This window comes from Salinimonas iocasae, assembly GCF_006228385.1.
In the GTDB taxonomy this organism is placed as follows: Bacteria; Pseudomonadota; Gammaproteobacteria; order Enterobacterales; family Alteromonadaceae; genus Alteromonas; species Alteromonas iocasae.
Map to the genome: position 1 here is coordinate 3,176,366 of NZ_CP039852.1, position 22,565 is coordinate 3,198,930.

At 48.6% G+C, this 22,565-nt stretch carries 17 protein-coding genes; 3 read left to right on the forward strand and 14 right to left on the reverse strand.

Annotated features, from left to right (window positions below):
• Window positions 1-108: 108 nt before the first annotated feature.
• Both acnB and FBQ74_RS14150 read right to left on the reverse strand, forming a co-directional pair.
• The gene (gene acnB / locus FBQ74_RS14145) at window positions 109-2,721 is read right to left on the reverse strand and encodes a bifunctional aconitate hydratase 2/2-methylisocitrate dehydratase (RefSeq protein WP_139757275.1); all 2,613 of its coding nucleotides are present in this window, start codon (window positions 2,719-2,721) and stop codon (window positions 109-111) included.
• A 174-nt stretch (window positions 2,722-2,895) separates the two neighbouring features.
• On the reverse strand, window positions 2,896-3,969 hold the full coding sequence (locus FBQ74_RS14150) for a PQQ-dependent sugar dehydrogenase (protein WP_139757276.1): 1,074 nt from the start codon (window positions 3,967-3,969) through the stop codon (window positions 2,896-2,898).
• A gap of 130 nt (window positions 3,970-4,099) precedes the next feature.
• Here FBQ74_RS14150 and FBQ74_RS14155 point away from each other — a divergent pair, with 130 nt between their 5' ends.
• On the forward strand, window positions 4,100-4,564 hold the full coding sequence (locus FBQ74_RS14155) for a hypothetical protein (RefSeq protein WP_205912261.1): 465 nt from the start codon (window positions 4,100-4,102) through the stop codon (window positions 4,562-4,564).
• 38 nt (window positions 4,565-4,602) lie between these two features.
• Here the strand turns inward: FBQ74_RS14155 and FBQ74_RS14160 are convergent, their stop codons facing one another.
• From FBQ74_RS14160 to phoB, 11 genes are all read right to left on the reverse strand, one after another.
• Window positions 4,603-5,916 (reverse strand): tetratricopeptide repeat protein, encoded by a 1,314-nt coding sequence (locus tag FBQ74_RS14160; RefSeq protein WP_139757277.1) that lies wholly within the window; start codon window positions 5,914-5,916, stop codon window positions 4,603-4,605.
• A 6-nt stretch (window positions 5,917-5,922) separates the two neighbouring features.
• Complete coding sequence (locus FBQ74_RS14165; RefSeq protein WP_139757278.1) at window positions 5,923-6,531, reverse strand: energy transducer TonB; 609 nt, start codon at window positions 6,529-6,531, stop codon at window positions 5,923-5,925.
• Window positions 6,532-6,534: 3 nt separating this feature from the next.
• Window positions 6,535-6,942, reverse strand: coding sequence for an ExbD/TolR family protein (locus FBQ74_RS14170; RefSeq protein WP_139757279.1), 408 nt, complete (start codon window positions 6,940-6,942; stop codon window positions 6,535-6,537).
• A 27-nt stretch (window positions 6,943-6,969) separates the two neighbouring features.
• On the reverse strand, window positions 6,970-7,494 hold the full coding sequence (locus tag FBQ74_RS14175) for a MotA/TolQ/ExbB proton channel family protein (protein ID WP_139757280.1): 525 nt from the start codon (window positions 7,492-7,494) through the stop codon (window positions 6,970-6,972).
• A 2-nt stretch (window positions 7,495-7,496) separates the two neighbouring features.
• The gene (locus tag FBQ74_RS14180; protein WP_168190676.1) at window positions 7,497-8,849 is read right to left on the reverse strand and encodes a MotA/TolQ/ExbB proton channel family protein; all 1,353 of its coding nucleotides are present in this window, start codon (window positions 8,847-8,849) and stop codon (window positions 7,497-7,499) included.
• A gap of 25 nt (window positions 8,850-8,874) precedes the next feature.
• Complete coding sequence (locus FBQ74_RS14185) at window positions 8,875-9,633, reverse strand: DUF3450 domain-containing protein (protein ID WP_139757282.1); 759 nt, start codon at window positions 9,631-9,633, stop codon at window positions 8,875-8,877.
• Window positions 9,634-9,807: 174 nt separating this feature from the next.
• A complete protein-coding gene (locus FBQ74_RS14190) occupies window positions 9,808-12,564 on the reverse strand; it encodes a TonB-dependent receptor domain-containing protein (protein WP_408641326.1) in 2,757 nt (918 codons plus the stop codon).
• A 103-nt stretch (window positions 12,565-12,667) separates the two neighbouring features.
• Window positions 12,668-14,116 (reverse strand): hypothetical protein, encoded by a 1,449-nt coding sequence (locus FBQ74_RS14195; protein ID WP_139757283.1) that lies wholly within the window; start codon window positions 14,114-14,116, stop codon window positions 12,668-12,670.
• Window positions 14,117-14,401: 285 nt separating this feature from the next.
• Window positions 14,402-15,355 carry a PstS family phosphate ABC transporter substrate-binding protein gene (locus FBQ74_RS14200; RefSeq protein ID WP_139757284.1) on the reverse strand — a complete coding sequence of 318 codons (954 nt, stop codon included), beginning with the start codon at window positions 15,353-15,355 and terminating at the stop codon, window positions 14,402-14,404.
• Complete coding sequence (phoR, locus tag FBQ74_RS14205; protein WP_139757285.1) at window positions 15,355-16,653, reverse strand: phosphate regulon sensor histidine kinase PhoR; 1,299 nt, start codon at window positions 16,651-16,653, stop codon at window positions 15,355-15,357. Before phoR ends, FBQ74_RS14200 begins: the two co-directional genes overlap by 1 nt.
• 72 nt (window positions 16,654-16,725) lie before the next feature.
• Window positions 16,726-17,412, reverse strand: coding sequence for a phosphate regulon transcriptional regulator PhoB (gene phoB / locus FBQ74_RS14210; protein WP_139757286.1), 687 nt, complete (start codon window positions 17,410-17,412; stop codon window positions 16,726-16,728).
• 202 nt (window positions 17,413-17,614) lie between these two features.
• Between phoB and FBQ74_RS14215 the strand changes: the two genes are divergently transcribed.
• Together FBQ74_RS14215 and rdgC are read left to right on the forward strand one after the other, a co-directional pair.
• On the forward strand, window positions 17,615-19,342 hold the full coding sequence (locus FBQ74_RS14215; RefSeq protein ID WP_139757287.1) for a sensor histidine kinase: 1,728 nt from the start codon (window positions 17,615-17,617) through the stop codon (window positions 19,340-19,342).
• Between the two features lie 83 nt (window positions 19,343-19,425).
• Entirely contained in the window at window positions 19,426-20,331 is a 906-nt protein-coding gene (gene rdgC / locus FBQ74_RS14220; protein ID WP_139757288.1) for a recombination-associated protein RdgC, read from the forward strand.
• A 69-nt stretch (window positions 20,332-20,400) separates the two neighbouring features.
• Here the strand turns inward: rdgC and FBQ74_RS14225 are convergent, their stop codons facing one another.
• The gene (locus tag FBQ74_RS14225; RefSeq protein WP_408641361.1) at window positions 20,401-22,491 is read right to left on the reverse strand and encodes a TonB-dependent siderophore receptor; all 2,091 of its coding nucleotides are present in this window, start codon (window positions 22,489-22,491) and stop codon (window positions 20,401-20,403) included.
• Window positions 22,492-22,565 lie beyond the last annotated feature (74 nt).

Consider the following 22,565-nt stretch of genomic DNA (forward strand, 5'->3'; position numbering starts at 1 on the left):
TTAGTGATTCAGACGCTTATGGCAGTCTACCTGCGCCTGCATGGATTATCTACAGGCCAAAAAAAAGCCGGGCGTATTGCCCGGCTTGTTCGTCTCACAATTGACTTATCAGGCGATATTCAGCGTTGGAATAATCTTCGCCTTCGCGTCTTCTTCTGCCTGTTTAAAGCTTTCCATCTTGTCAAAGTTCAGGTAGCGATATACATCAGCCGACATAGAGTCAATCTTACCTGCGTACTCCATATACTCTTCAGCAGTAGGAATACGGCCTACGATTGCACCAACCGCGGCAAGCTCTGCCGATGTCAGGTAAACATTCGCGCCATCACCTAAACGGTTAGGGAAGTTACGCGTTGAGGTAGACAGTACCGTAGCACCGGCATCTACACGCGCCTGGTTACCCATACACAAAGAGCAGCCCGGCATTTCGGTACGTACACCTACACGACCGTAGATGTTGTAGTAGCCTTCTTCCATCAGCTGCGCTTTATCCATCTTGGTCGGTGGAGAGATCCACAGACGGGTTGGCAGCGTCTTGCCATAGTTGTCCAGCAGTTTACCTGCTGCACGGAAGTGACCGATGTTAGTCATACACGAACCGATGAACACTTCATCAACATTGTCACCAGCAACATCTGACAGCGTTTTGGCATCGTCAGGATCGTTCGGGCAACATACGATTGGCTCTTTGATGTCATCAAGGTTAATTTCAATCACTTCAGCGTATTCTGCATCAGCATCAGCACGCATCAGTTCAGGGTTCGCCAGCCACTCTTCCATCTTCTGCGCACGACGCTCAAGTGTACGAGGGTCGCCATAACCTTCGTTGATCATCCAGCGTAGCATGGTGATGTTTGAGTTCAGGTACTCTGCAATCGACTCTTCAGACAGATTGATAGTACAGCCAGCTGCTGAGCGCTCAGCCGAGGCATCTGACAGTTCGAATGCCTGTTCAACGGTTAAGTCTTCCAGACCTTCAATCTCAAGAATACGACCAGAGAACTGGTTGATCTTACCTTTCTTCTCTACCGTCAGCAGACCTTGCTTGATACCGTATAACGGAATCGCATGTACCAGGTCACGCAATGTGATACCTGGCTGACGCTTACCGGTAAAGCGAACCAGAATAGACTCTGGCATATCCAGCGGCATGACACCTGTTGCAGCAGCAAATGCTACCAAACCAGAACCTGCCGGGAATGAGATCCCCAGAGGGAAACGGGTGTGCGAGTCACCACCGGTACCTACTGTATCAGGCAGCAACATACGGTTCAGCCAGCTGTGGATAATACCGTCACCCGGACGCAGTGAAACACCACCACGGTTCATAATAAAGTCAGGCAGGGTGTGCTGTGTTTCGATGTCAACCGGCTTAGGATAAGCTGCAGTGTGACAGAAAGACTGCATGGTCAGGTCAGCAGTGAAGCCCAGACATGCCAGATCTTTCAGTTCGTCACGGGTCATTGGGCCAGTGGTATCCTGAGAACCAACTGTCGTCATCTTAGGCTCGCAGTATGTGCCAGGACGGATACCGTCAACACCACATGCTTTACCTACCATCTTCTGCGCCAGCGAGTAACCCTTGCCGCTGTCTGCAGGCTGTTCAGGTTTGCGGAACAGATCTGTTGGTCCCAGACCCAGTGCCTCACGGGCTTTTTCAGTCAGACCGCGACCGATAATAAGGTTGATACGGCCACCAGCACGAACTTCATCAAGAATTACTTTTGATTTGTAGTTGTACTCAGCCAGTACTTCGCCAGTTTCGTGGTTCGTGATCTTGCCTTCAAACGGATAGATGTCGATGACATCACCCATGTTCATTTTTTCTACGTCGGCTTCAAATACCAACGCACCGGCATCTTCCATTGTGTTAAAGAAGATTGGTGCAACTTTAGAACCGATACATACACCGCCACCACGCTTGTTAGGAACGCCTGGCAGATCTTCGCCGAAGAACCACAGTACAGAGTTAGTCGCAGACTTACGCGAAGAACCGGTACCTACCACATCGCCAACAAAGGCAACCGGGTGTCCCTGATTTTTCACGTCTTCGATTTGCTTCATCGGACCTTTAACACCGTGCTCTTCCGGCTCCAGACCGTCGCGAGTCATTTTGTAGGCCGCCAGTGCGTGTAAAGGAATATCCGGGCGTGACCATGCATCCGGTGCCGGAGACAAGTCATCAGTATTGGTTTCACCGGTTACCTTGAATACGGAATAGGTGATTTTGTCATCCATTTTCGGACGTGAGGTAAACCATTCACCTTCTGCCCATGATTCAATCACTTCGGTAGCGTATTTATTACCGGCCTTATGCTTTTCTTCCACATCGTGGAACGCATCAAACATTAACAGCGTGTGTTTAAGTTCTTTCGTAGCAAGTGGTGCAAGCTTGTCATCATCAAGCAGTTCAATCAGCGTCGCGATGTTGTAACCGCCGTGCATGTTGCCTAATAACTCAACCGCTTTTTCGCGGCTAATCAGCGGGCTGGTGTCTTCGCCTTTCGCGACAGCACTTAAAAAGCCGGCTTTTACGTAAGCGGCTTCATCTACACCAGGAGGAACGCGCTCTGAAATCAGTTCAAGCAGATAATCTTCTTCGCCTGCAGGTGGGTTTTTCAGCAACTCAACCAGACTGGCAACCTGTTCGGCGTTCAGTGCTTTGGGAGGGATACCTTGTTCAGCACGTTCTTCTACGTGTTTACGATACTCTTCTAACACGATTTCTTCCTCATGGTTAATCCTGCCGGTGAAGTTAACGGTCTTGGCGACAGGACGTGACTAAATAAAAACGCGGGGATTATAGCGGGTTAATGAACTTTTTTGAATGATTAAGGCCTTTCAATCTTTTATGACCGGTATTCAGCCGGTCAATGCCCATACACGGGCTTATAATTACTGACTATTGGCCGACACTTTCAATATGGTGGCCTCTTCGCCGTCAGTGAGCAGCAGCACGGCGCCATTATCAGTGACATTTACATCGCGCAGGCGCTGTGAGATATCGCTAAATACAGTCTCAACGTCAGACGCTGCGTTCAGGTCAACAGCCAGCAGCGCTTCTTTTTTCAATGTAGTGATTAATAACTTGCCGGATAACTGCGGGAATTGCTCACCGCTGTAGTAAATCATACCGGAAGGCGCTACCGACGGCGTCCAGTTAACAATGGGCGGCTTCATATCAGGATAGCTTCGAAACGGACTGATACGGGCACCGGAATAATCATCGCCCATCGTCGCAACTGGCCAGCCGTAGTTTTCACCTTCCTCGATCAGATTGATTTCATCGCCACCTGCCGGCCCATGTTCATGTGCAATAATCTGATTGTCTTTAATAACCAGCCCCTGCGTGTTGCGATGGCCTAATGAAAAAATATAGGGCGCCTCGGGAAAGGGAGGTGACTGAGGCGCACTGCCGTCTTCGCGAAAGCGCAGAATTTTTCCCAGTTGGCTGGTCTTTACCTGAGCCTGTTCGCGATAATCGAAGCCGTCACCCGTAGTCACCAGCCAGGTGCCGTCATCCAGCACTGCCAGCCGTCCACCAAAATGTACCGGTGTATCTTTAGTGGGTGTAACAGCAAGTATCTGCTCAATGTCTTTAAGTACGCCGTTATCCAGTATTGCGCTGACGACTACCAGTTGGTTGCTGTCGGGCGTTCCACGGGTATAGCTGACAAGCACGCGACCTGAGGTGTAATAATCCTGCGTCAGTGCAAGGTCCAGCAAACCACCCTGCCCTTCGCTGTATAACTCAGGTAATGTCTGCTGATGGCGTTCAGCCTCACCGTTATTATCTACCACCACCAGCGCACCGTGCTTTTCAGTAACGATGAACTGATTATCGGGCAGCGCTACCAATGCCCATGGTCGTTTTAGCGGTAAATCGATGGCTTGTGATAACGAATAGCGCATCGGTTCGGCTAAAGATGATGCGCTTACTAACAACACCAGCATCCAGGCATATTTCATCGCTAACTCCAGATTTATTCGCACTTTATAAGGTAAAGTTACAGTGACTTAACCTTATAAACAACTGTTGGATTATTCGTCAGATAGCCATTACACTGGCTTACCATCATACTTCTATTCTGCTATACCTATGCAAATTCATAGCGCCCTGCCGTTTATCAAAGCTTATTTTTTCAGCTGGATTGTCACGTATATGCTGGCCAGTATCTTCCATACTCAACGTGTTTTGCATGGGTTAGCCGAGCTTGACGTTGCGATAAGCCTGACTGACCGGGCCGCTACCACCCTGGATGATATCATCGGACTGCTACCTAAATATGGTAGTGCCATCGCGCTGGCGCTGTTGATCGCATTTCTGATAGCAATAATATTAACGCGACGACGCACTCGCGTGGCGCCGTGGACTATTGCCGCTGGTGCCTCTGCCATGCTGGTTATGCTTTTGGCCATGCAGCCCATTATGAACGTGACACTAATTGCAGGCGCGCGTGAGGCGGTGGGAATCGCATTGCAGTGTCTGGCCGGGGCTATCGGGGGGTTACTTTTTGCCAGCCTGTACGGTTATTTTCAAAGTAAACAAACTACCACAACATAAAAAAACGCCGCGTGAAGCGGCGTTTTTTTATTAGAAAGTTATGATGAGAGCTCTGCATCCAGTTGTTCTTTGCTGCTCTTCTCAGACTGAACAAACTTTTTCCACTGCTGGGCAATGCCACGGCTTTTAGGGAATTTCTCTGCTTCAGCTAACTGGTTGAGTGCTTTTGCATACTGACCCGTGTTGTACAGCGCCATGCCTTTTACCAGGTGCGGCATACCTTCGTTACGAAGCTGTCCCTTTTCCAGTGCTTGCTCCGCCGAGCTGATAGCCTTATCCCACTTTTCAGAATTCAGGTAAATTTGTGCCAGTTGCGCATCCAGCTCACCGTCCTCGGATAACGCTGCAGCTTCAGTGAGGGCTGGAATGGCCTTCTCGTTTTCCTTAGCCAGTTGCCAGCTTTGACCCAGAAAACGCCAGTTACGCAGGTTTTTCTCCAACGTGCCGTCTGCCAGGGCCTGCTCCATCAGCTTTGCCCCTTTGTAAGGTGCGCGATGGTAGTAGTAAAGCTGCGCCAGATTAAAGATATCGGCTGCACTTTGCACATAACCCTGCTGATAAGCGGTTTCCATGATGGCCAGTTGCTTACGCTCTTCACCAAGCTCACCGAACATGCCCGCCAGCTGAATCCAGTACTTAGGTTCGTTAAATAACTTAACCATTTTAACCAGGATTTCTTTTACTTTTTCAGGGCGTTTCAGCTCGTAGTAAATGGCGCGCTGCAGAATTAACCAACCTTCATCAGGGATCATCCCCCTGGCTTCATGCTCGGCAACGGCCTGGTCAATATAGCCAGCGGCCTCTTCATAGCTCTTGTTCTGATACAGCGCCTGAGCTTTCAATACCTTATTTTTAGCAGGAATATCACCTTCATTCAGAGATTCCCAGCGTTCAAGATATTCAACCACCTCGGCATAGTTCCCCTGCATCAGGTGTAGCTGTGCCAGAGAAAACAGTGTCGACATTTCAAACTTACGTGGAATAGGCTGCTGCTCAACCACGGTAGCGAACGACTCAAGTGCTTTTTCGTACTGCTCATCATTGTAGTAAATGAAGCCATAGAAATTATACATCATGGCCTGTTCGTAACTGTTCATAGAGCTTTTCTTACCCTCAACTTCATCAAGGATAGAAATTGCTTCTTTAATGTCACCTTCATCCGCTGCCGTTTGTGCCCGCGATAACTGATCGTAAACCTTTGAGCGCAGTGTTGGCACCTTACGGGTTTTCTTTTCGCTGGCTTTCTGCTGGGCAACGGCATCTGTTGAGATGAACATTGCCGGCACCGCTGCCCCATAAACTGAGGCAACAACTGCTGCCGCTAACAGGCGTTTTGATAATGATTTATGCATATCGAATTACCCGTCTATCTGGAAAGTAATACGGTTTTGCACACCGGATACTTCCGTGGCTTCGCCATTTACAACACGAGGCTTATATTTGAACTTCATGGCTGCATCAATGGCTGCCTGCTCAAAAATACCTTCCGGATTTGCTTCAACGACCATAGGGTCACGAACCGCACCTTGCTTGGTTACTGTGAACTCAACGATAACAAAGCCTTCAATACCACGCTGCAGTGCACGGCGAGGATAAACCGGAGATACTTTAACTATCGGTAAGTATTCCCCATCACCCGAATCCAGTGCCAATCCACCATCCAGGCCACCGTCAGCACCGACATCAGAACTGAAATCCATAGAGGTACCTTCTGCATCCGGCGAAGGCGAGTCCATTTGCTGCGGCTGCATTTGCGGCGGTGGCTGCTCTGGTTTAGGCGGCTTACGCGGCTTGCGATCTTTTTGCTCTACCGTTTCCTCCTGCTTGACCCTTACAAAGTCAAGCACACTTCCCTTTGGCGGCTCCGTCAGTGCGCTGCCACCCATTTTGATCAGTGACTGCATCAAAAAGAACAGGCCTAACGTAATCGCCAGAGAAGCGAAGAATGCAATAATAAATCGTGGCATGACTTACTGCTCTTGTGCTGCGATTGAAACGTCGTAAACACCCGCGGCGCGTGAAGCATCCATCACTTTGATAAGTGTTTCAGTTGTCGCTTTCTTATCAGCCTGAATGACCACCGTACCCTGCGGATTTTCGGCATGCAGGCGCTCAATGTTTGCCTGTACCGCGCGCTCATCGACGCGACGCTTATTGATCCAAATTTCGCCCGTATCAGAAATCGCGATTAGGACATTTGCACGATCTTTTTTAACTGCCGTAGATGCCTCAGGACGATTCACATCAATGCCTGCTTCTTTAACGAACGACGCAGTTACGATGAAGAAGATTAGCATGATAAAAACAACGTCCAGCATGGGCGTCATATCGATTTGTGCTTCTTCTTCGTCAACCAGGTTTTGAAAATGCTGCTTCATAATTTGATACCTTAACTTAATGTCTTATCAGACATTACGTTCAATGATGATTGCATCCTCAAGATGCGTGCGTTCAGATTTCGCTTTACGGTTAAGCCAGGTTGAGGCAAAAACCCCGGACAGTGCACCAACCATTCCGGCCATTGTCGGAATCGTTGCTTTTGAAACCCCTGATGCCATCGAGCGTGCATTCCCAGATCCAGAGATTGCCATTACATCAAAAACTTCAATCATACCGGTTACCGTTCCCAGCAGACCCAGAAGCGGACAAAGCGCCACCAAAGCCTGAATAATCGGGATGCTGCCATTCAACTGAATGGATAAGGTCGAAATCTTTTTCTGTCTTACCTGCTCGGCGTACCACGAAGTGCGATCAGAGCGAGCTTTCCACTCTTTGATAGCCTGCTTCTTCTTACTTTTGTGCCAGACCAGGATGTACATCGCACGTTCGAGGATCAAAAGCCACATAACGAATATCAGCAGACCGATGACCAGGAGAACCTGGCCACCTGTTTCTGTGAAATCGCGAATTGCTTCGAGAAACTCAAACATGATTAGCTCCGCTCAGCGCGCTCTGCGATAACCCCTGCAGCTTGTTCCTGCAGAATGTAAACGATGTTTTTGCTACGGGTATTCAGCATGGCGTAAAGCAGTGTCATAGGAATAGCCACAACCAGACCCAGAACCGTTGTAACCAGCGCGGTAGAGATACCACCTGCCATCAGTTTGGGGTCACCCGTACCAAACAATGTGATTGCCTGGAAGGTATTAATCATACCGGTAACCGTACCCAACAGACCCATCAGCGGTGCAACAACTGAGATAATTTTGATGATGGTCAGATTACGGCTCAGCTTAGGCACTTCACCTAAAATCGCTTCGGTTAAGTGCAGTTCCAGCGCTTCAGTATCCGCATGTGGATACGTATCACGGACTTTCAGTACACGACCCAGGGGGTTCGTTGTTTTGATTTCTTTAGACTTAAGCTGCTTATCAACTTTTGCTTTAGTGATTGTTAATGCAACCAGGCGCCAGATAGCCAGAATAAGACCGAACGCACCTACAATAAGAATGATGTAACCAACCACGCCACCTTGTTCAACACGCTCTTTAAGCGTTGGTGCCTGAACCAGCAGGCCCAGAATAGAACCACCAGTGGGGTCAATACCAAACTCAACGATGTTACCGTCTGAGTTTTGCAGCGCTGAAGCAGAATCCTGATAGCGGTCGGCCGGCTGACGTACTAACTCTGCAACCGTGCCGGTAGTGCCGTTGTAATCAAGATATTTACCATCTGATACCAACGCGAAAGGCCCTACACGAACGACTTCTTTAGTGACTTTCTCGCCGCCCGCTTCAACCACTGAGGTCTCAAAGGCTTCAACGTCACCTGACTCGGTCATCTCACGCTGTATTTCGAACCAGACGCGCTCGATTTCTTCAATAGATGCCAGCTTAGAGCTTTTGCCCATTTCCTGCGCCATGTTGTCCAGAAATTCTGAACGGCCCGGGATTTGTGCTGAAATCACAGAGTTCTGGAATTTGCTTTTGGTATCACCAGCTACCTGCTGTAGCACACCGAACAGCTCTTTCAGTGAGCCCATACGGTTATCCAGCGCACCATTTAAGTCAGCCAGTTTAAATTCGTTTTCTTCAAACTGGGTTTCAAGTTGTTCAGATTGCTGCAGCAACTGGTCACGCTTGGCACGCGTTTCATCAAGAATCTGGTCCTGCTGTGCACGCTGCTGCATGAAACGTTCTTCACGTTGCTTGTTCTGCTGGCTTTGCGTGAACTGACCTTCTTCCAGTTGCTTAAGCAACGCATCAAGGTCAAGCGCGCGGTCATTCTGGGCCACTGCGCCAAAGCTCAGGCCAATGGCAGTCAGACCAACTACAAGTTTTTTCATTTGTTTAAACATGGTCATCAACCTCTTACTCTGTCATTGCCACTGGCAGCATCAGCATGTCTGGTGCCAGTTGTTTCTTCGCCATTCTCAGGCCTTTAGTAATCTGGGTGCGGTAGCTGCTGTCCAGCTCTTCCCATTGGCGGGTTTGCTTGTTCCAGACACCCTGACTGCTGGCATCGCGGGTTTGATAAATCAGTGCGGTACGACCTAAGCGTAAAAACTCAACGTCACGCTCCTGACCGTCGATTTCATGAATACCGTTATAGGCTTCCATTGTACGGCCGTATTCCATTTCTACCTGGTATGCTTCCATCACCCGACGGAATTTTTCTGATGCTGCAACATCAGCGCGGTCCATCAGATTTTTAAGGTCAGCAACACGATTTGCACGCTCTTCCGGTAAGAAGGGCACATCCAGTTCGATGAACTGCTCAAGACCTTCAATCATGCGAATCATCAATGGCGTAATTTGACGCTCGATTACCGATACTTCATCGATAGAGTCGTTCAAATCAGACATTTCCTGCTTCTGATTTTCAATCTGTTTACGCAACTGCGCGTTGTAAACTTCCAGACCTTCAATCTCTTTATTCAGAGTTTTAAACTGCTGTAGTTTACTGTCGATTTGGTTGGTGATTTTGTTGATTTTTTCCTGTGACTGCGCCGCCGATTCATTGATCTTTGCCGCCTCGTCCACAACGGGTTTTAAATCTTCATCATCTTGCGCCATAGCAGCTGATGCCATCATGGCACTTGCCAGTAGCAAGGAGTTGAAAAGCTTCATACACTCAAACCTTTTAATTTAAAAAAATCGGTATGCACCGACCAGAATAGAAACTGCGCGTAGGATAGGAGTTTTCTGTGACAGTTTTATTACATGACTGTCATAGTTAAACGAAGGTAGATGTTTCTTTCAGAAGATATAAAAAGAGCCGCGACATGCGGCTCTTTGAGGGGTTTAGAACGTGTAGCTATAGCTTAAGCCGAATTCAATTCCGCGTTCTTCGCGCAACAAATCAAGGCCTTCCTGTTCAATGCGTTTTTCCTGGTCCAGCAGGTTTTTAATACTGAATTTCACCTGCGAATTGAAATCCGGATAATACGAGTAATTAAAGTCGATTGAATGGAACGTCTGTTCCTCTGCATCTTCATTACCACGTGTTCCGGGCACGATAATTCGTGGACCAAAGGCGTTATAAACCAGTGTGGCAGAATGCTCGCCATTGGGTGAGTCATAACCCATCTGCAGGTTCAGTACCCACTCAGAGTGACCAACCAGACGACGCTCGTTGTTGGTAACGATATTCGACGCGCTGGTTGCATCAAGCGCATCAAGTAACTGGCGCTCAAACAGACTGGTGCGATCATCATCGGCAGCACCGATGACAACTTCTGAGTCGGACATGGTCACGTTACCAGTCACGAAGAAGTCGACCAAACGGTCATCGATGATGCTCAGGTCCTGCAGAAACTCGACTTCCACACCGTATAATTCACCGGACTCACCGTTGGCAGTCAGCAAGTTTGGCGCTGCACCACCTACTGTACCCAGCTCAACCAGCTCAATCGGGTTTTCGATGTCTTTGTAGAATATCGCTGCTGACAGGTTATTACCGGCTTCACGATACCATTCCCAACGAAAATCTGCGTTGCGAAGTTTTGAGCTTTTCAGCAAAGGCGAACCACGTACCAGGAACTCTGTTAACGGGTCAATGAAGAACGTGGTACTGATATCACGTAGATCCGGACGAATTGCCGATTCACTGATATTAAAGCGGAACTGCATCTCATCATCCATGATGTAAGTGACCGCCAGTGACGGGAAGAAATCATCTTCCATAAACGCCAATTGCGCAATTTCCTCAGACTCTACCGAGAACGTGTTCGCGTGCGCGGAAAACGGCACGGAAATCTGACGGAAGTCTTCATACCGCACACCGCCTGAGAAGCGCCACTTATTATTGATAAACGCATCAGCCATCAGGTAATACGCATCAACTTTAGTTCCTGCGGCGTATTCATCACCGTCAGCCATGTTTGACTGTAAGATTCCGGCACCGGTTGAACTGCCGTAAAAGTCGTCACTGGCCAACTGGTCTGCAGCAAAGATCTCATCAATTTGATCACCGAACAAGGCGTCATCTGCTATAGCACGGTGCGGAACCTGAATCGTGATATTTTCTGCTTTACGGGCTTTTTCGAAAAAGTCCGCACCAGCCTTAACTTCCAGATCGATGCCATCAAGCATGATGGGATAGCCTAAGTTCCAGCCCCACGTATCAGAAACATCCCGCAGACTCTGATACTGACGATTCACGTTAGTTGCAGATACATCCTGCAGTTGCTGTGAGATAAACTCACCATCGTCCAGATTCTTCTGGTAGGTCGCTGACAAGCCACCGGGCGCATCCCGGTTTGCACGACTGGTGCCGGCATACCAATCGAAATACATGAAGTTAAGCTTAGGGAAGTTGTGCGTGCCTTTGATTTGGCTGGAGGTCATACGACGCTCTTCAAAAAGCATATCAACACGCTCAAGTTCACGGGTGCCAAAAATAGTTTCGTTCACGTCAACAAAATCACGCACACGAACACGATCGTTCATGTCGTGCAGTATAACGTTAGTAAGCTCCAGGCGATGGTTACTGTTGTATTCGTAACCTACGTTAAACATTCCGCTCCAACTGACGCTTTGCTCTGTTTCAACACCATCATACGATTGTGCAAAGCACTTACCATTTTCTTTTTCACTGTCTGGTAAGTCAGCGCAGCCGACGGTACCCAGATTAGTACCTGACTTTTCCCGCCCGACATTCCATTCGTTTTCGTAAGAAATGGCTGATAAGAATCCGAATTCACCAACATCGGTAACAAAGCGGTTACCTAATGTGGCGCCAATATCAAAATCAGGGTCTACATTTTTAGGATCCGGGCCGATATCCCAGAACATTGAGCCCAGCATTTCCTTGCGCTCTTCAAGCGTCAGCGGATAAGTGCCAGAGCCTTCAATGCCATCATCGGCCTGTGCTTTATCCAGATTAGACTGAATCACACCAGACAGTGCACGCGTACCATCGTCGCGACCTGTCCAGTCATCACCACCGCCACTGTAGAAAAAGCCATCTGTAGAATTGTTGGTGTTATAGTCAACGCCACCAGAAAGCTTGAAAACAAATTCCGACGGGATGGACTTGGTGCGGATATTTACATTACCCCCACCGAAGTGTGCTGGCATATCCGGAGAAAACGACTTTTGTACGTTCAGGCTTTCAATAATATCCGATGGAAATAAATCCAGCGGTACAACTGAGCGGGTTGGATCCGGGCTGGGTACGCCCATGCCGTTTAGCTGTGTACTTGAGTAGCGCTCACCTAAACCACGCACATAAATAAATTTGCCATCTACCAGGGTTAGACCTGTTACACGACGAAGTGCTGATGCTGCGTCACCGTCGCCGGTACGTGAGATCTGGTCAGCACCTAAAATATCTGCCACGAATGCCTGATTCTGACGTTCCTGCAATACCGCTGCGGCTGTGCCTTTGAGTCGTGTGCCGGTGGCAACAACTTCTTCGATGACTTCCTGTTCATCGGCCTGAGTCTGACCTTCCTGCGCCAGTGCTGCCTGAGAGGAAAGTGCGCTCGCCATTAGTGCTACGCTTACTGCTGCGTATAGCTTCGATTTTGATGGCATCGAACGGCTTTTGTAAATCATGCTAAAAAACTCCGTTAGAGCTGAGTCTGGAATTAGGGGCTTCTAACAGCTTAGGCGCCGTATCAGGCGCCTAAGCATTTTTATCTACTTTATGGGGTAAGCCTTATTCCAGACCTACTGTTACCCAGCTTTCAGTCCAGTCAGTTGTAGCATCCATCGCACCAATATAGTCGGTAGCATCGAAGAAGCTATCGTCAATACTGACACTGCCTTCAAGCAATACAGAGCCTTCAGCCGGCTGATAGCCGTTGTCAGCCAGTCCCAGGCCATCCTGTGCAACAACACTGTTACCGTCCTGCCCTTCGAACCAGGCTTGCGTAAAGCCGTCGCTGCCGTCGTCGTCGCTGAAGTTATTGCCTTCAGCACAGGCAACCACAGAATTGGTCATAGTCAAATCACCCGCATCGGCATTGGCTTGTGACTCTGCACCATTAATACGCAGACAGTTGCTGTAAGCATCTGGTCCGGTAATGACAAAACCAGAAAGCGCACCCGCAGTACCAGCACGTAAACGAACACCATTAGCATCGTCTGCACCGATGATAGTCACGTTGGCAACGGTAGGGTTTGTCAACGGCGTCGCCGCTGCATCAAATTCGCTGTTATCTGATTCAAAGGCATTGTCACCATCAGCAGCATCCTGTTTGATAAGCACATATTGCGCTTTACCCGTCCAGCCGAATGACCAGTCGAAAGAGTCGTCACCGTTAGCTGTGAGCACAATGTGCTTAACATTAACTGTGCCACCGAAAAATTCGATACCGTCATCCAGATTCTGGTGAACCTGAATATAGTCGACCTCAGTGCCTGAACCTACACCAGCAAAGCTGATTCCGTTTAACTCGTCACCGTTACCCAGCGTACGACCTGCGTGCTTGACGATGACATAGTTAAGCACACCAGAGTTATCTTCAGGCATGTTTCCGCCAAACTGACCGGCGTCACCTTCTGCAGAAACACCACAGTTGTTCAGTTCGTCTTCGGTCGCTTCGCCTACCTGATCACCACATGAGTTAGCTGGCGCACGGCCCAGTAATACCAGTCCGCCCCACTGACCAATTGTAGTTTCCTGACCAGTTACGTCCTGAATAGATGTCATCGTGATGGGCGCTTCAGCTGTACCGTTTGCCATGATTTGAGAACCACGACGAACAACCAGAAAATCTTCACCGGCCTGGCCAATGATGGTAGTGCCTGCTTCGATAGTCAGTACCGCTGAGTTTTCGTTATCGCCACCTACTGCAGTACGGCCATCCAGTACCCAGTGCGCATCGGCGCTTAGTGTCGCATCTTCGTTGAATTCAACATTTGAAGATAACTGGTAAACCGGTTTATCTGTAATTTCAGGAAAGTTAGCTGAAACGTCGGATGCCAGGCCTGCAGAGACCAGTGGATTAGCATCGCCATCTGTTGGAGGATCAGTCGGGGTGGGATTAGCAGTGCCGCCTTCGTTTGTAACGTCACCTTCATTGATATTAATGTCACCGCCGCAACCAGCAAGCACTAGCGCGCTGGCAATTGCAGATGCTTGAAACAGATGCTTAATAGTCATTCGATTCTCCGTCAGGACTATGTATTTTTAAAAGACAGGAGAAGACTACATAAGCTTAATGACACTTTTGTTACATTATGACACTGTCACAAAAGTTTTATATTTTTGCCGGAACTGAAAAATATAGCTTTAAATTCAATTATTTACACTAAACCTTAAGTGATATTTTATATGATTTCCGTTTAACGAGTCGCTTTTTTCAGCATGCAGGCCAGGACCCACTGATTTTTTGAGCTACAGTAAAAGGTCACCTGCCTGATAGGCTATATCGCCCCCTGGCGGCATTTACTTCTCATCCAGTAAACGCCGCTGGCGTAGTAAGACATCATCACGTACCGGAAAGTAGCCATCTCTGGCTACCTGTTGCTGACCCTGCCGGGACAAAATAAAACGCAGAAACTCTCTTTCCAGTACTGGCAACGGTTTCCCCGGTGCCTTATTGATGACGAGATAAAGAAAACGGGAAAAAGGATACGTTTCATTGCGAACTGTGTCGCTGGTGAGCGGTATAAGGTGTGCTTTATCTTCACCGATAGGCAGTGCACGCACCCCGGCAGTTTTATACCCGTATGCTGCGTATCCCATGCCGTTTCGACTGGTAGCCACCGAGAGCACAACAGAGGCCGAGCCGGGCTGCTCATTAACAGTGGCTCTGAAATCGCCGTCGCACAGGGCCATGACTTTAAACAGCCCGTAAGTGCCCGAAACGGAATTACGCCCAAACAGACGGATGGGGGAATTGCTAATGCCGGTATCCACCCCTAACTGATGCCAGCGAGTGATTGGCTCTGGCCCGCCGCAAAAGCGGGTGTGTGAGAAGATAGCATCAACCTCTTGCAGTGTGGCTCCTTCAATTGGATTGCGCCGCTCTACAAAAATGGCAATGGCGTCCATGGCAACCCGCAATACGGTAGGCGGATAGCCGTGTTCTCGCGTGAATTCACGAATTTCGCTGGGCTTCAGCGCCCGGCTCATCGGGCCGATGGTTGCCGTGCCTTCGGTAAGTGCCGGCGGCGCAGTCGATGAACCTGACGCCTGTATCTGAAATTTCACCTGCGGGTAGAGCGTCTTAAATTCCTGCGACCAGAATGTCATCAGGTTTGCCAGCGTATCAGAGCCCACAGACGTAATTTTGCCTGCCACACCTGGCTGGCGCGTATATTCCGGAACATCATCAGTAGCCGCCATGAGTACAGCAGGCATTACGCAAATGAATAACGCGGCGATTGTTTTGAGCATTATGTCCCCGCTATCAATTCCTGACTGAGTAAAAACGAAAACTCACTACCCTGCCCGACAGTACTGGCAATTTCGAGTCTTGAGTTATGGTGAGTCAGCACATGTTTAACTATCGACAGCCCCAGTCCGGAGCCGCCGGTCTTACGGGAACGGGCCTTATCTACCCGGTAGAAACGCTCCGTCAGACGCGCCAGGTGATTTTGCGCAATGCCATCACCGTTATCTACCACCATAAAGCGTGCGCCCTCGTTATCGGCTTTCCAGTAAACGTCTATCTGACCACCAGCGGGCGTATAATGTACGGCGTTAAACACCAGGTTAGAGCAGGCGCTGCGCAGCTCTGTTTCTACCCCGAACACTTTCAGCGCATTATCAATGTGAAAAGTAATCGTGTGATGCTTATCTTTATTCAGAGCCTGCGCCTCAGCTTCCATCTGCCGGAACATTGCCGGCATATCCACGATGTTTTCGTAAATGCGCTCAGAGCTTGCCTCAATACGCGATAATACCAGTAAGTCCTCGACCAGATTTTGCATCCGCTGGGTCTGGGCAGCCATCTCGTTTATCGCTTTGGCCTGAAACGGGTTTTCCTGTTCATCAGCGGGCAACAACTCAAGATAGCCATGCAGTACCGTCAATGGCGTGCGCAGTTCATGTGACACATTAGCCACAAAGTCTTTACGCATTTCTTCTAACTGCGACACCCGGGTAATGTCGCGGGCGATCAGCAGCAGGTGCGCCTCGCCATAAGGCATGATGCGGTACTCGAATGTCTTGCCCGGGTTGGTGGGAGCCGGCACCTCAATGGGATGGTCGAAATCCCCGGCATGAAAATAAGCAATAAAGTCAGGATGGCGGATAAGGTTATCCAGACGCCGTCCGGCATCGGCCGGCCACTTCAATCCTAGATCGAGGCGGGCCAAACGGTTACACCAAATAATGTTGGCTTTGGCATCGACTACCACAGCCGCGTCAGGAAGTGCTTCAGAACCTTCGCGAAAACGCTTTACCAGCTCACCCAGCTCTTTGCGTTTATTGCGATTACGCCGCTGCAGGTAATAGATACCTTCATAAATATGTTCCCACACCCCCTTTACAGTAGGTGGCGACATCTTGCGGCTGTGCCACAACCAGCGATTCAGCTTGAGCAGTTGCCAATAGTTGATAGTAAGCAACACCAGCGCCCCCAGCGTTATCGCCAGCAACATGTCATCCAGGTACCATCCCACTACAGCAAACACCAGCAAATAACCGCCTAATCGCAGCAGGCTTTTTAACCAGGAAAAAGGATAATACATAGTTGACGCGTCAAACCTTGGTTGGGGAGATGAGCAAAGGCACAGTGTAGAGAACTGTGCCGGTAAAGGAAGTTATTTTGTAGAAAAGCGATACCCTGCACCACGAACTGTTTGAATCATCGCATCGTGGCTATGCTTGGCAATTGCTTTACGCAGACGACGAATGTGAACATCTACGGTACGATCTTCCACATACACATTCGTGCCCCAAACGTTGTCCAGCAGCTGCTCGCGTGAATAAACCCGCTCAGGGTGTGTCATAAAAAAGTGCAGCAACTTGAATTCGGTGGGCCCCATATCTACCGCTTCGTCGTTTGCCGACACACGATGCGAGGTGGGTTCCAGTTTCAGTCCGTTAAACTCGATGGGCTCTTCTTTTGAAGTTGGCGTCACGCGACGCATTACCGCTTTAATTCGCGCTACCAGCTCTTTAGGTGAAAACGGCTTGGTAATGTAATCATCAGCGCCTGCATCCAGCCCTCGAATCTTGTCGTCTTCCTCACCACGTGCGGTAAGCATAATGACCGGGATATCGCGGGTAAACTCATGTTGTTTAAGATTTTTAGCCAGCTGAACACCGCTGCCACCGGGTAACATCCAGTCCAGCAAAATCAGATCCGGATACGGCTCACAGATTTTTTCCTGTGCAATATCATAGTCTTCCGCTTCAACGGTAGTAAAACCAGATTGCTCCAGGACAAACTTTAACATTTCGCGAATTGGCGCTTCGTCCTCTACCAATAAGACTGTCCGAGACATAGACTGTTTCCTGCTCATTTTTAAACGCCGCCATTATTCATTGAATCTGTGACAGTTTTATTAAATGGGTTACAGTTATATGTCAAGTTTTTGACCAAACCATTGCAAAGCGGGGTTTACGTTATTCTGCTTGTTTAAACACCAATTTGTGCATATTCTTGGGCAATGAGGAAAAGGATCAGGGTAAGGATATGTGGTTCACATGACCCCAGTAAAAACCGGCTTGTCGAAAAAATTGCTGACGCGTGTTCTGTCGGTTTATTTTATCCTGACATTCATCGTGACTGTGGGCCAGATTTTCACTGAGTATTTCAGCACCAAGCAGAATATTGAAGGTGAGCTACAAACTCTTAAAAATACGTTTTCTACCAGTCTGACCCGAGCAATATGGGAACTTAATACGCCCCAGGCGCTGACTATCGCCCGCGGCCTGATGGAACTGCCTATCGTTGAAGGCGTTCAAATTCGTGATGAAACCGGCGAATATATTGCCAACCTTGGCAATACCGCAGATCAGCCCCGTCAGCCTATCAACAGCGGTATGATGCAGGACCACCCCGGCGGCGTTTTCGGCTACAGCTTCCCGCTTATTTTTGAGTTTTCCGGGCGCGCCTCGCACGTCGGTGATGTTACCCTGTATTCCAGTTTTGATATTATTTACAGTCGGATCGAAATCGGCATTTTCTTTCTGATTGGTAATGCCATTGTCAAAACGGCCTTTCTGGTCTTCCTGTTTATGACGGCCTTTCGCCGCTTGCTATCTGAACCGCTGGCCAGTATCACCGAGCAAATGAGTGCTTTTGATCCTGAGCACCCTAAAGACTCGAAAATTTCTGTTTTTGTTGAGGACGATAATGAACTTCGTCGTCTGCAGTTTTCCTACAATCAGGTTATCGATGATCTGATAGCCTCGCAGAACAAGTTGCGTGGCACGCAAATGAAACTGGAACGCAGTTACCAGCAGATTGATGAACAAAATCTGCTGCTGGAACAGGAAGTCGCCAAAAAGACCGCTTCGCTGTCGCAGATAATGCTGGATCTCGAGCAGCAAAAAGATGAGCTAATCGGCAATCAGCGTGAGCTGCGTGCCGAAATTGAAAACCGACAGCGCGTTGAAAACGAGCTGAGAAAGCGAAACAACGAGCTGGCCAGCTCAATGGACACACTCAACCAAGCCAAAGACCAGTTGCTGGAGTCTGAGCGAATGGCCACCTTAGGCGGCCTTGTTGCCGGTATCACCCATGATGTAAATACTCCTATCGGAGTGAGCGTGACAGCGGCCAGCTTCCTTGAAGACAGGCTGAACAAACTGCAAAAGCAGTTTGAAGATAAAACCCTGACTGCGGGTCAGATGGAAAGTTTTCTGGATGAATCCCACCAGACAACCTCATTATTGATGAAGAACCTGCAGCGCGCCTGTGAGCTTATCGAGTCGTTCAAACAGATTTCGGTTGACCAAACCAGTGACGCTGAGCGCAAGTTCAATCTTGGTGAGTACATCGATGAGGTCATGCAGTCACTCAAACCCAGCTTCAAACACACTACACATAAATTTAATATTGAGTGCCCCGACGATTTGGTCATTCGCTGTGCGCCCGGCGTTATCGCCCAAATCATTACGAATATGGTAATGAACTCGCTGATTCACGGTTTCGACGGTGTCCATAATGGACGGGTTTCCCTTAGCGTGAGTGTCGACGGCGATGACGTTGTTATGGATTATCGCGATAACGGTAAAGGGCTTACCGAAGCGCAATTAGATAAGCTTTTTGATGCCTTTTTTACCACCCGTCGCAGTGACGGCGGCAGCGGACTGGGCACCCACATCATGTATAACCTGGTGACCCAGGCATTAAACGGTACAATTACGCCGACCAGCGCGCCGGGCAAAGGCTTAAGTTACCATATCCGCTTCCCGCTGCGCCGTTAGTAAATTTACGCCTAAAGGCCGTTGCGCGAACGGAGTCCGATTGGTACGCTTGCCGCCCGTAATTTTGAAAGTAGCGTGTGGCAATGTGGTTTAAAAATATAAAAGCCTATCAGATAACCCAACCCTTATCGTTGGATGACGATGACCTGCAAAAAGCATTAAGTGAGTTCACATTCCGGCCGTGTGGTAGTCAGGATTTGGCGACCAGTGGCTTCGTATCCCCTTTTTCTCAGGTGGGACAGGATACGATGATGTTCCACAAAGTTCAGGAACGTTACTGGATCACCATCAAAAAGCAGGAGCGTATTCTGCCTTCTACGGTGGTGAACGCTGAACTGGCGGAAAAAGTTGCCAAAATCGAAGCTGAGACCGGTTCTCCTGTCGGCAAGAAAGCGCAAAGCGATCTTAAGCAGGAAATCATTACTCAACTGATGCCTCGTGCTTTTACTAAAAACAGCTATACCCATGGATTTATCTCATTACCTGACAATCTGGTTGTCGTGGACAGCTCATCAGATGGCAAGGCTGAAGGGTTTCTGGCCATGGTGAGAAAAGCCATTACCTCTTTGCCAGTGGTCCCGCTGGCTCGTCGTAGTCTGCAATCGGAGCTTACTCACTGGCTGACGGAAGGTGCACCGGATAATATCGAGCTGCTTGAAGAGGCTGAACTTAAGTCCACCGATGATTTGGAAAGCGTTATCCGCTGTAAGAATCAGCCACTGGACAGTGAAGAGATCCAGCTTCACCTTGACTCAGGCAAACTGGTACAGAAAATCGGTTTTGCGTGGCAAGATACGCTGACTGCGCTGATTGCTGAAGATGGCTCTTTTAAGCGCATCAAATTTACCGACCGGATGAAAGAAGAGATGGACGATATTCCGAAAGATCAGGCTTCGGCACGTCTGGATGCAGAGTTTACCCTGATGTCCTCTGAACTCTGTTTTTTTCTGGACGATATGCGCAAAACGCTCAAATTGGACGACGCATAACGGTACCGTATTAGTTAAAGGCGGATTTCACCCGCCTTTAACTATCGCATCATAAATCTACACCGAGTACTAAAATCGCTTTTGCAATGCAAACTCGAATCTGCGTTGCGCGCCAAACCAGCAGTTACCAGCGTCAAAACATGCCCCGACGTAGTCGTTATCTGTCAGATTACTTACGCTGCCCGATAGCGTCATGTCATAAGTAGGAATGTCATAAGAAAGTACTGCATCGATTAAAGTATATGAAGGAACTGTATCGCTATTATACTTATCAAGCTGCGTTTCGCCCACGTATCTCACACCGGCGCCTGCGGTCAGTCCTTGCAATAGATCGTCAAAGAAATAGTTCGCCCATACCGACGCTGTTTCTTCAGCCACCCAAACAGGCGTTTTGCCGATAAGTTTCTGGTCTAGCGGATTGTCAGTCACTTCCATATCCAGTAACGTTGCATTCGCCTGAATAGTAAGCTGCGGGGTAAACTGATGACTCAGCTCAAGCTCGCCCCCCTTGGACTGAACTTCGCCATTTTGCGTTTGACGGGCAAAATCAGGTGTGTTTACAACGACATTTTGTTTATTCAAAACAAAATAAGCGGCGGTGAATGTCGTTTTACCTGAAGCGCTTTGAAATTTCGTACCTACTTCTGTCTGATTGGCCGTAGTGGGCTTGAAAGCCTCCCCCGTTTGCGCATCTGTACCTGTCACAGGCTCGAACGATTCTGAATAATTGGCATAAATTCGCCAGCCTGACTCGAAGCGGTACATTGCAGCCACCCTGCCAGAAAACTGCGACTGATCGATGGTGGCAGTACTCCCATAAGCGCTTTGCGCGTAGATGTTAGCAACCTCGTCAGTGCTATCGTAATGGTCATAACGACCATTTAGTAATACCGTTATACTACCTAACGTGATTTCATCCTGAGCATAAAACCCTAACTGACGAATATCTATCTGATGGTCTTCCTGATAAAACGATAACGGCAGTGCATCAACATCAAACAGCTCATTATCGATATTGTTAAGTGCAAGCACCGGCGTTTGCATCCCCAGAGTATCTTTATAAGCAACCTGAGAGTCTGACTCTTGATAGTCCATCCCGAACAGAAGCTGGTGCGATATTGTCTCATTATCCACTATGCCGGAAAGCTGAGTATCTACCGTCACGCCGTCAATGGTTTCATCGGTCAGGTAGGCAGATCGCAATAAGGTGACTTCGTCTTCAGCCAGCGTGTTGTGATAAGTGTTCTGCTGTAACGCGTCAGCATCTGTATAACGCAATTTTTGCAATACCGACCAGGCATCATTAATTTCATGATGAAGTTTATAACCCAGCATCAATACATCCCGCGAAAACTGGTTCCAATTCTTGTCTCCAGCATATGTATCCGGCGCAAGCTTGCCATATGGCGCCTCAAAGAGCGTGCCCACAGAGGGTAATGGCGTAGAGGGAACCATCTGTGGGTCTTCCTGATAATATGCAGTCAAAGAAACCTCGGTAGCATCCGAGATATCCATGGTCAAAGATGGTGCGAATGTATAGCGTTCAGTTTCGGTGGTTTGCTGATAACCGTCGCGACTACGCCCTAGTGCGACTATTCGATAACGACTATTCTCATCAATCTCATCGGCACTATCAAGCCCAAGTTCAAGCAGATTATCAGAACCTACAGCCAGCCGGACTATTGTTTCGTCTTCTTTTTCCGGATACTTGGCAACCTGGTTTACCAGGCCACCAGGCGGCACTACACCATAGAGTGAAGAGGCGGGACCTTTTAGTATCTCTAGCGACTCTGTGGCGAAAGCATCCACCTGAGGATAAAGGTTCCAGTTGTTATTCGTAAGTAATGGCAACCCATCATAAAATGTTTGATAGGTAGTGAAGCCACGAATCGTAAACTGATCAAAAATCGTTATGGTAGGACGGCTTTCTGTTGTTACTCCCGAGACATAACGCAACGCTTTGCTAACAGTGTCTGCCTGGCGAAGCTGTAACAAAGACTGGTCGATAACACTGATACTTACGGGCGACTCAATGGGTTTGACAGAAGATTTGGTGGCTGTGTTGCGGTAAGCCTGTAGAGGATGAACTTCGATGTGCTCCAGTTCATTGCTACTCTGATCGGTCTGCGCTGAAACCTGACCGGCAATTACCGCTGACATCAGGCTGGCAAAGACATATCGCCGAGGGATGATAACCATTATAAAAAATCCATTCCTATAAATGTTTTGAAACA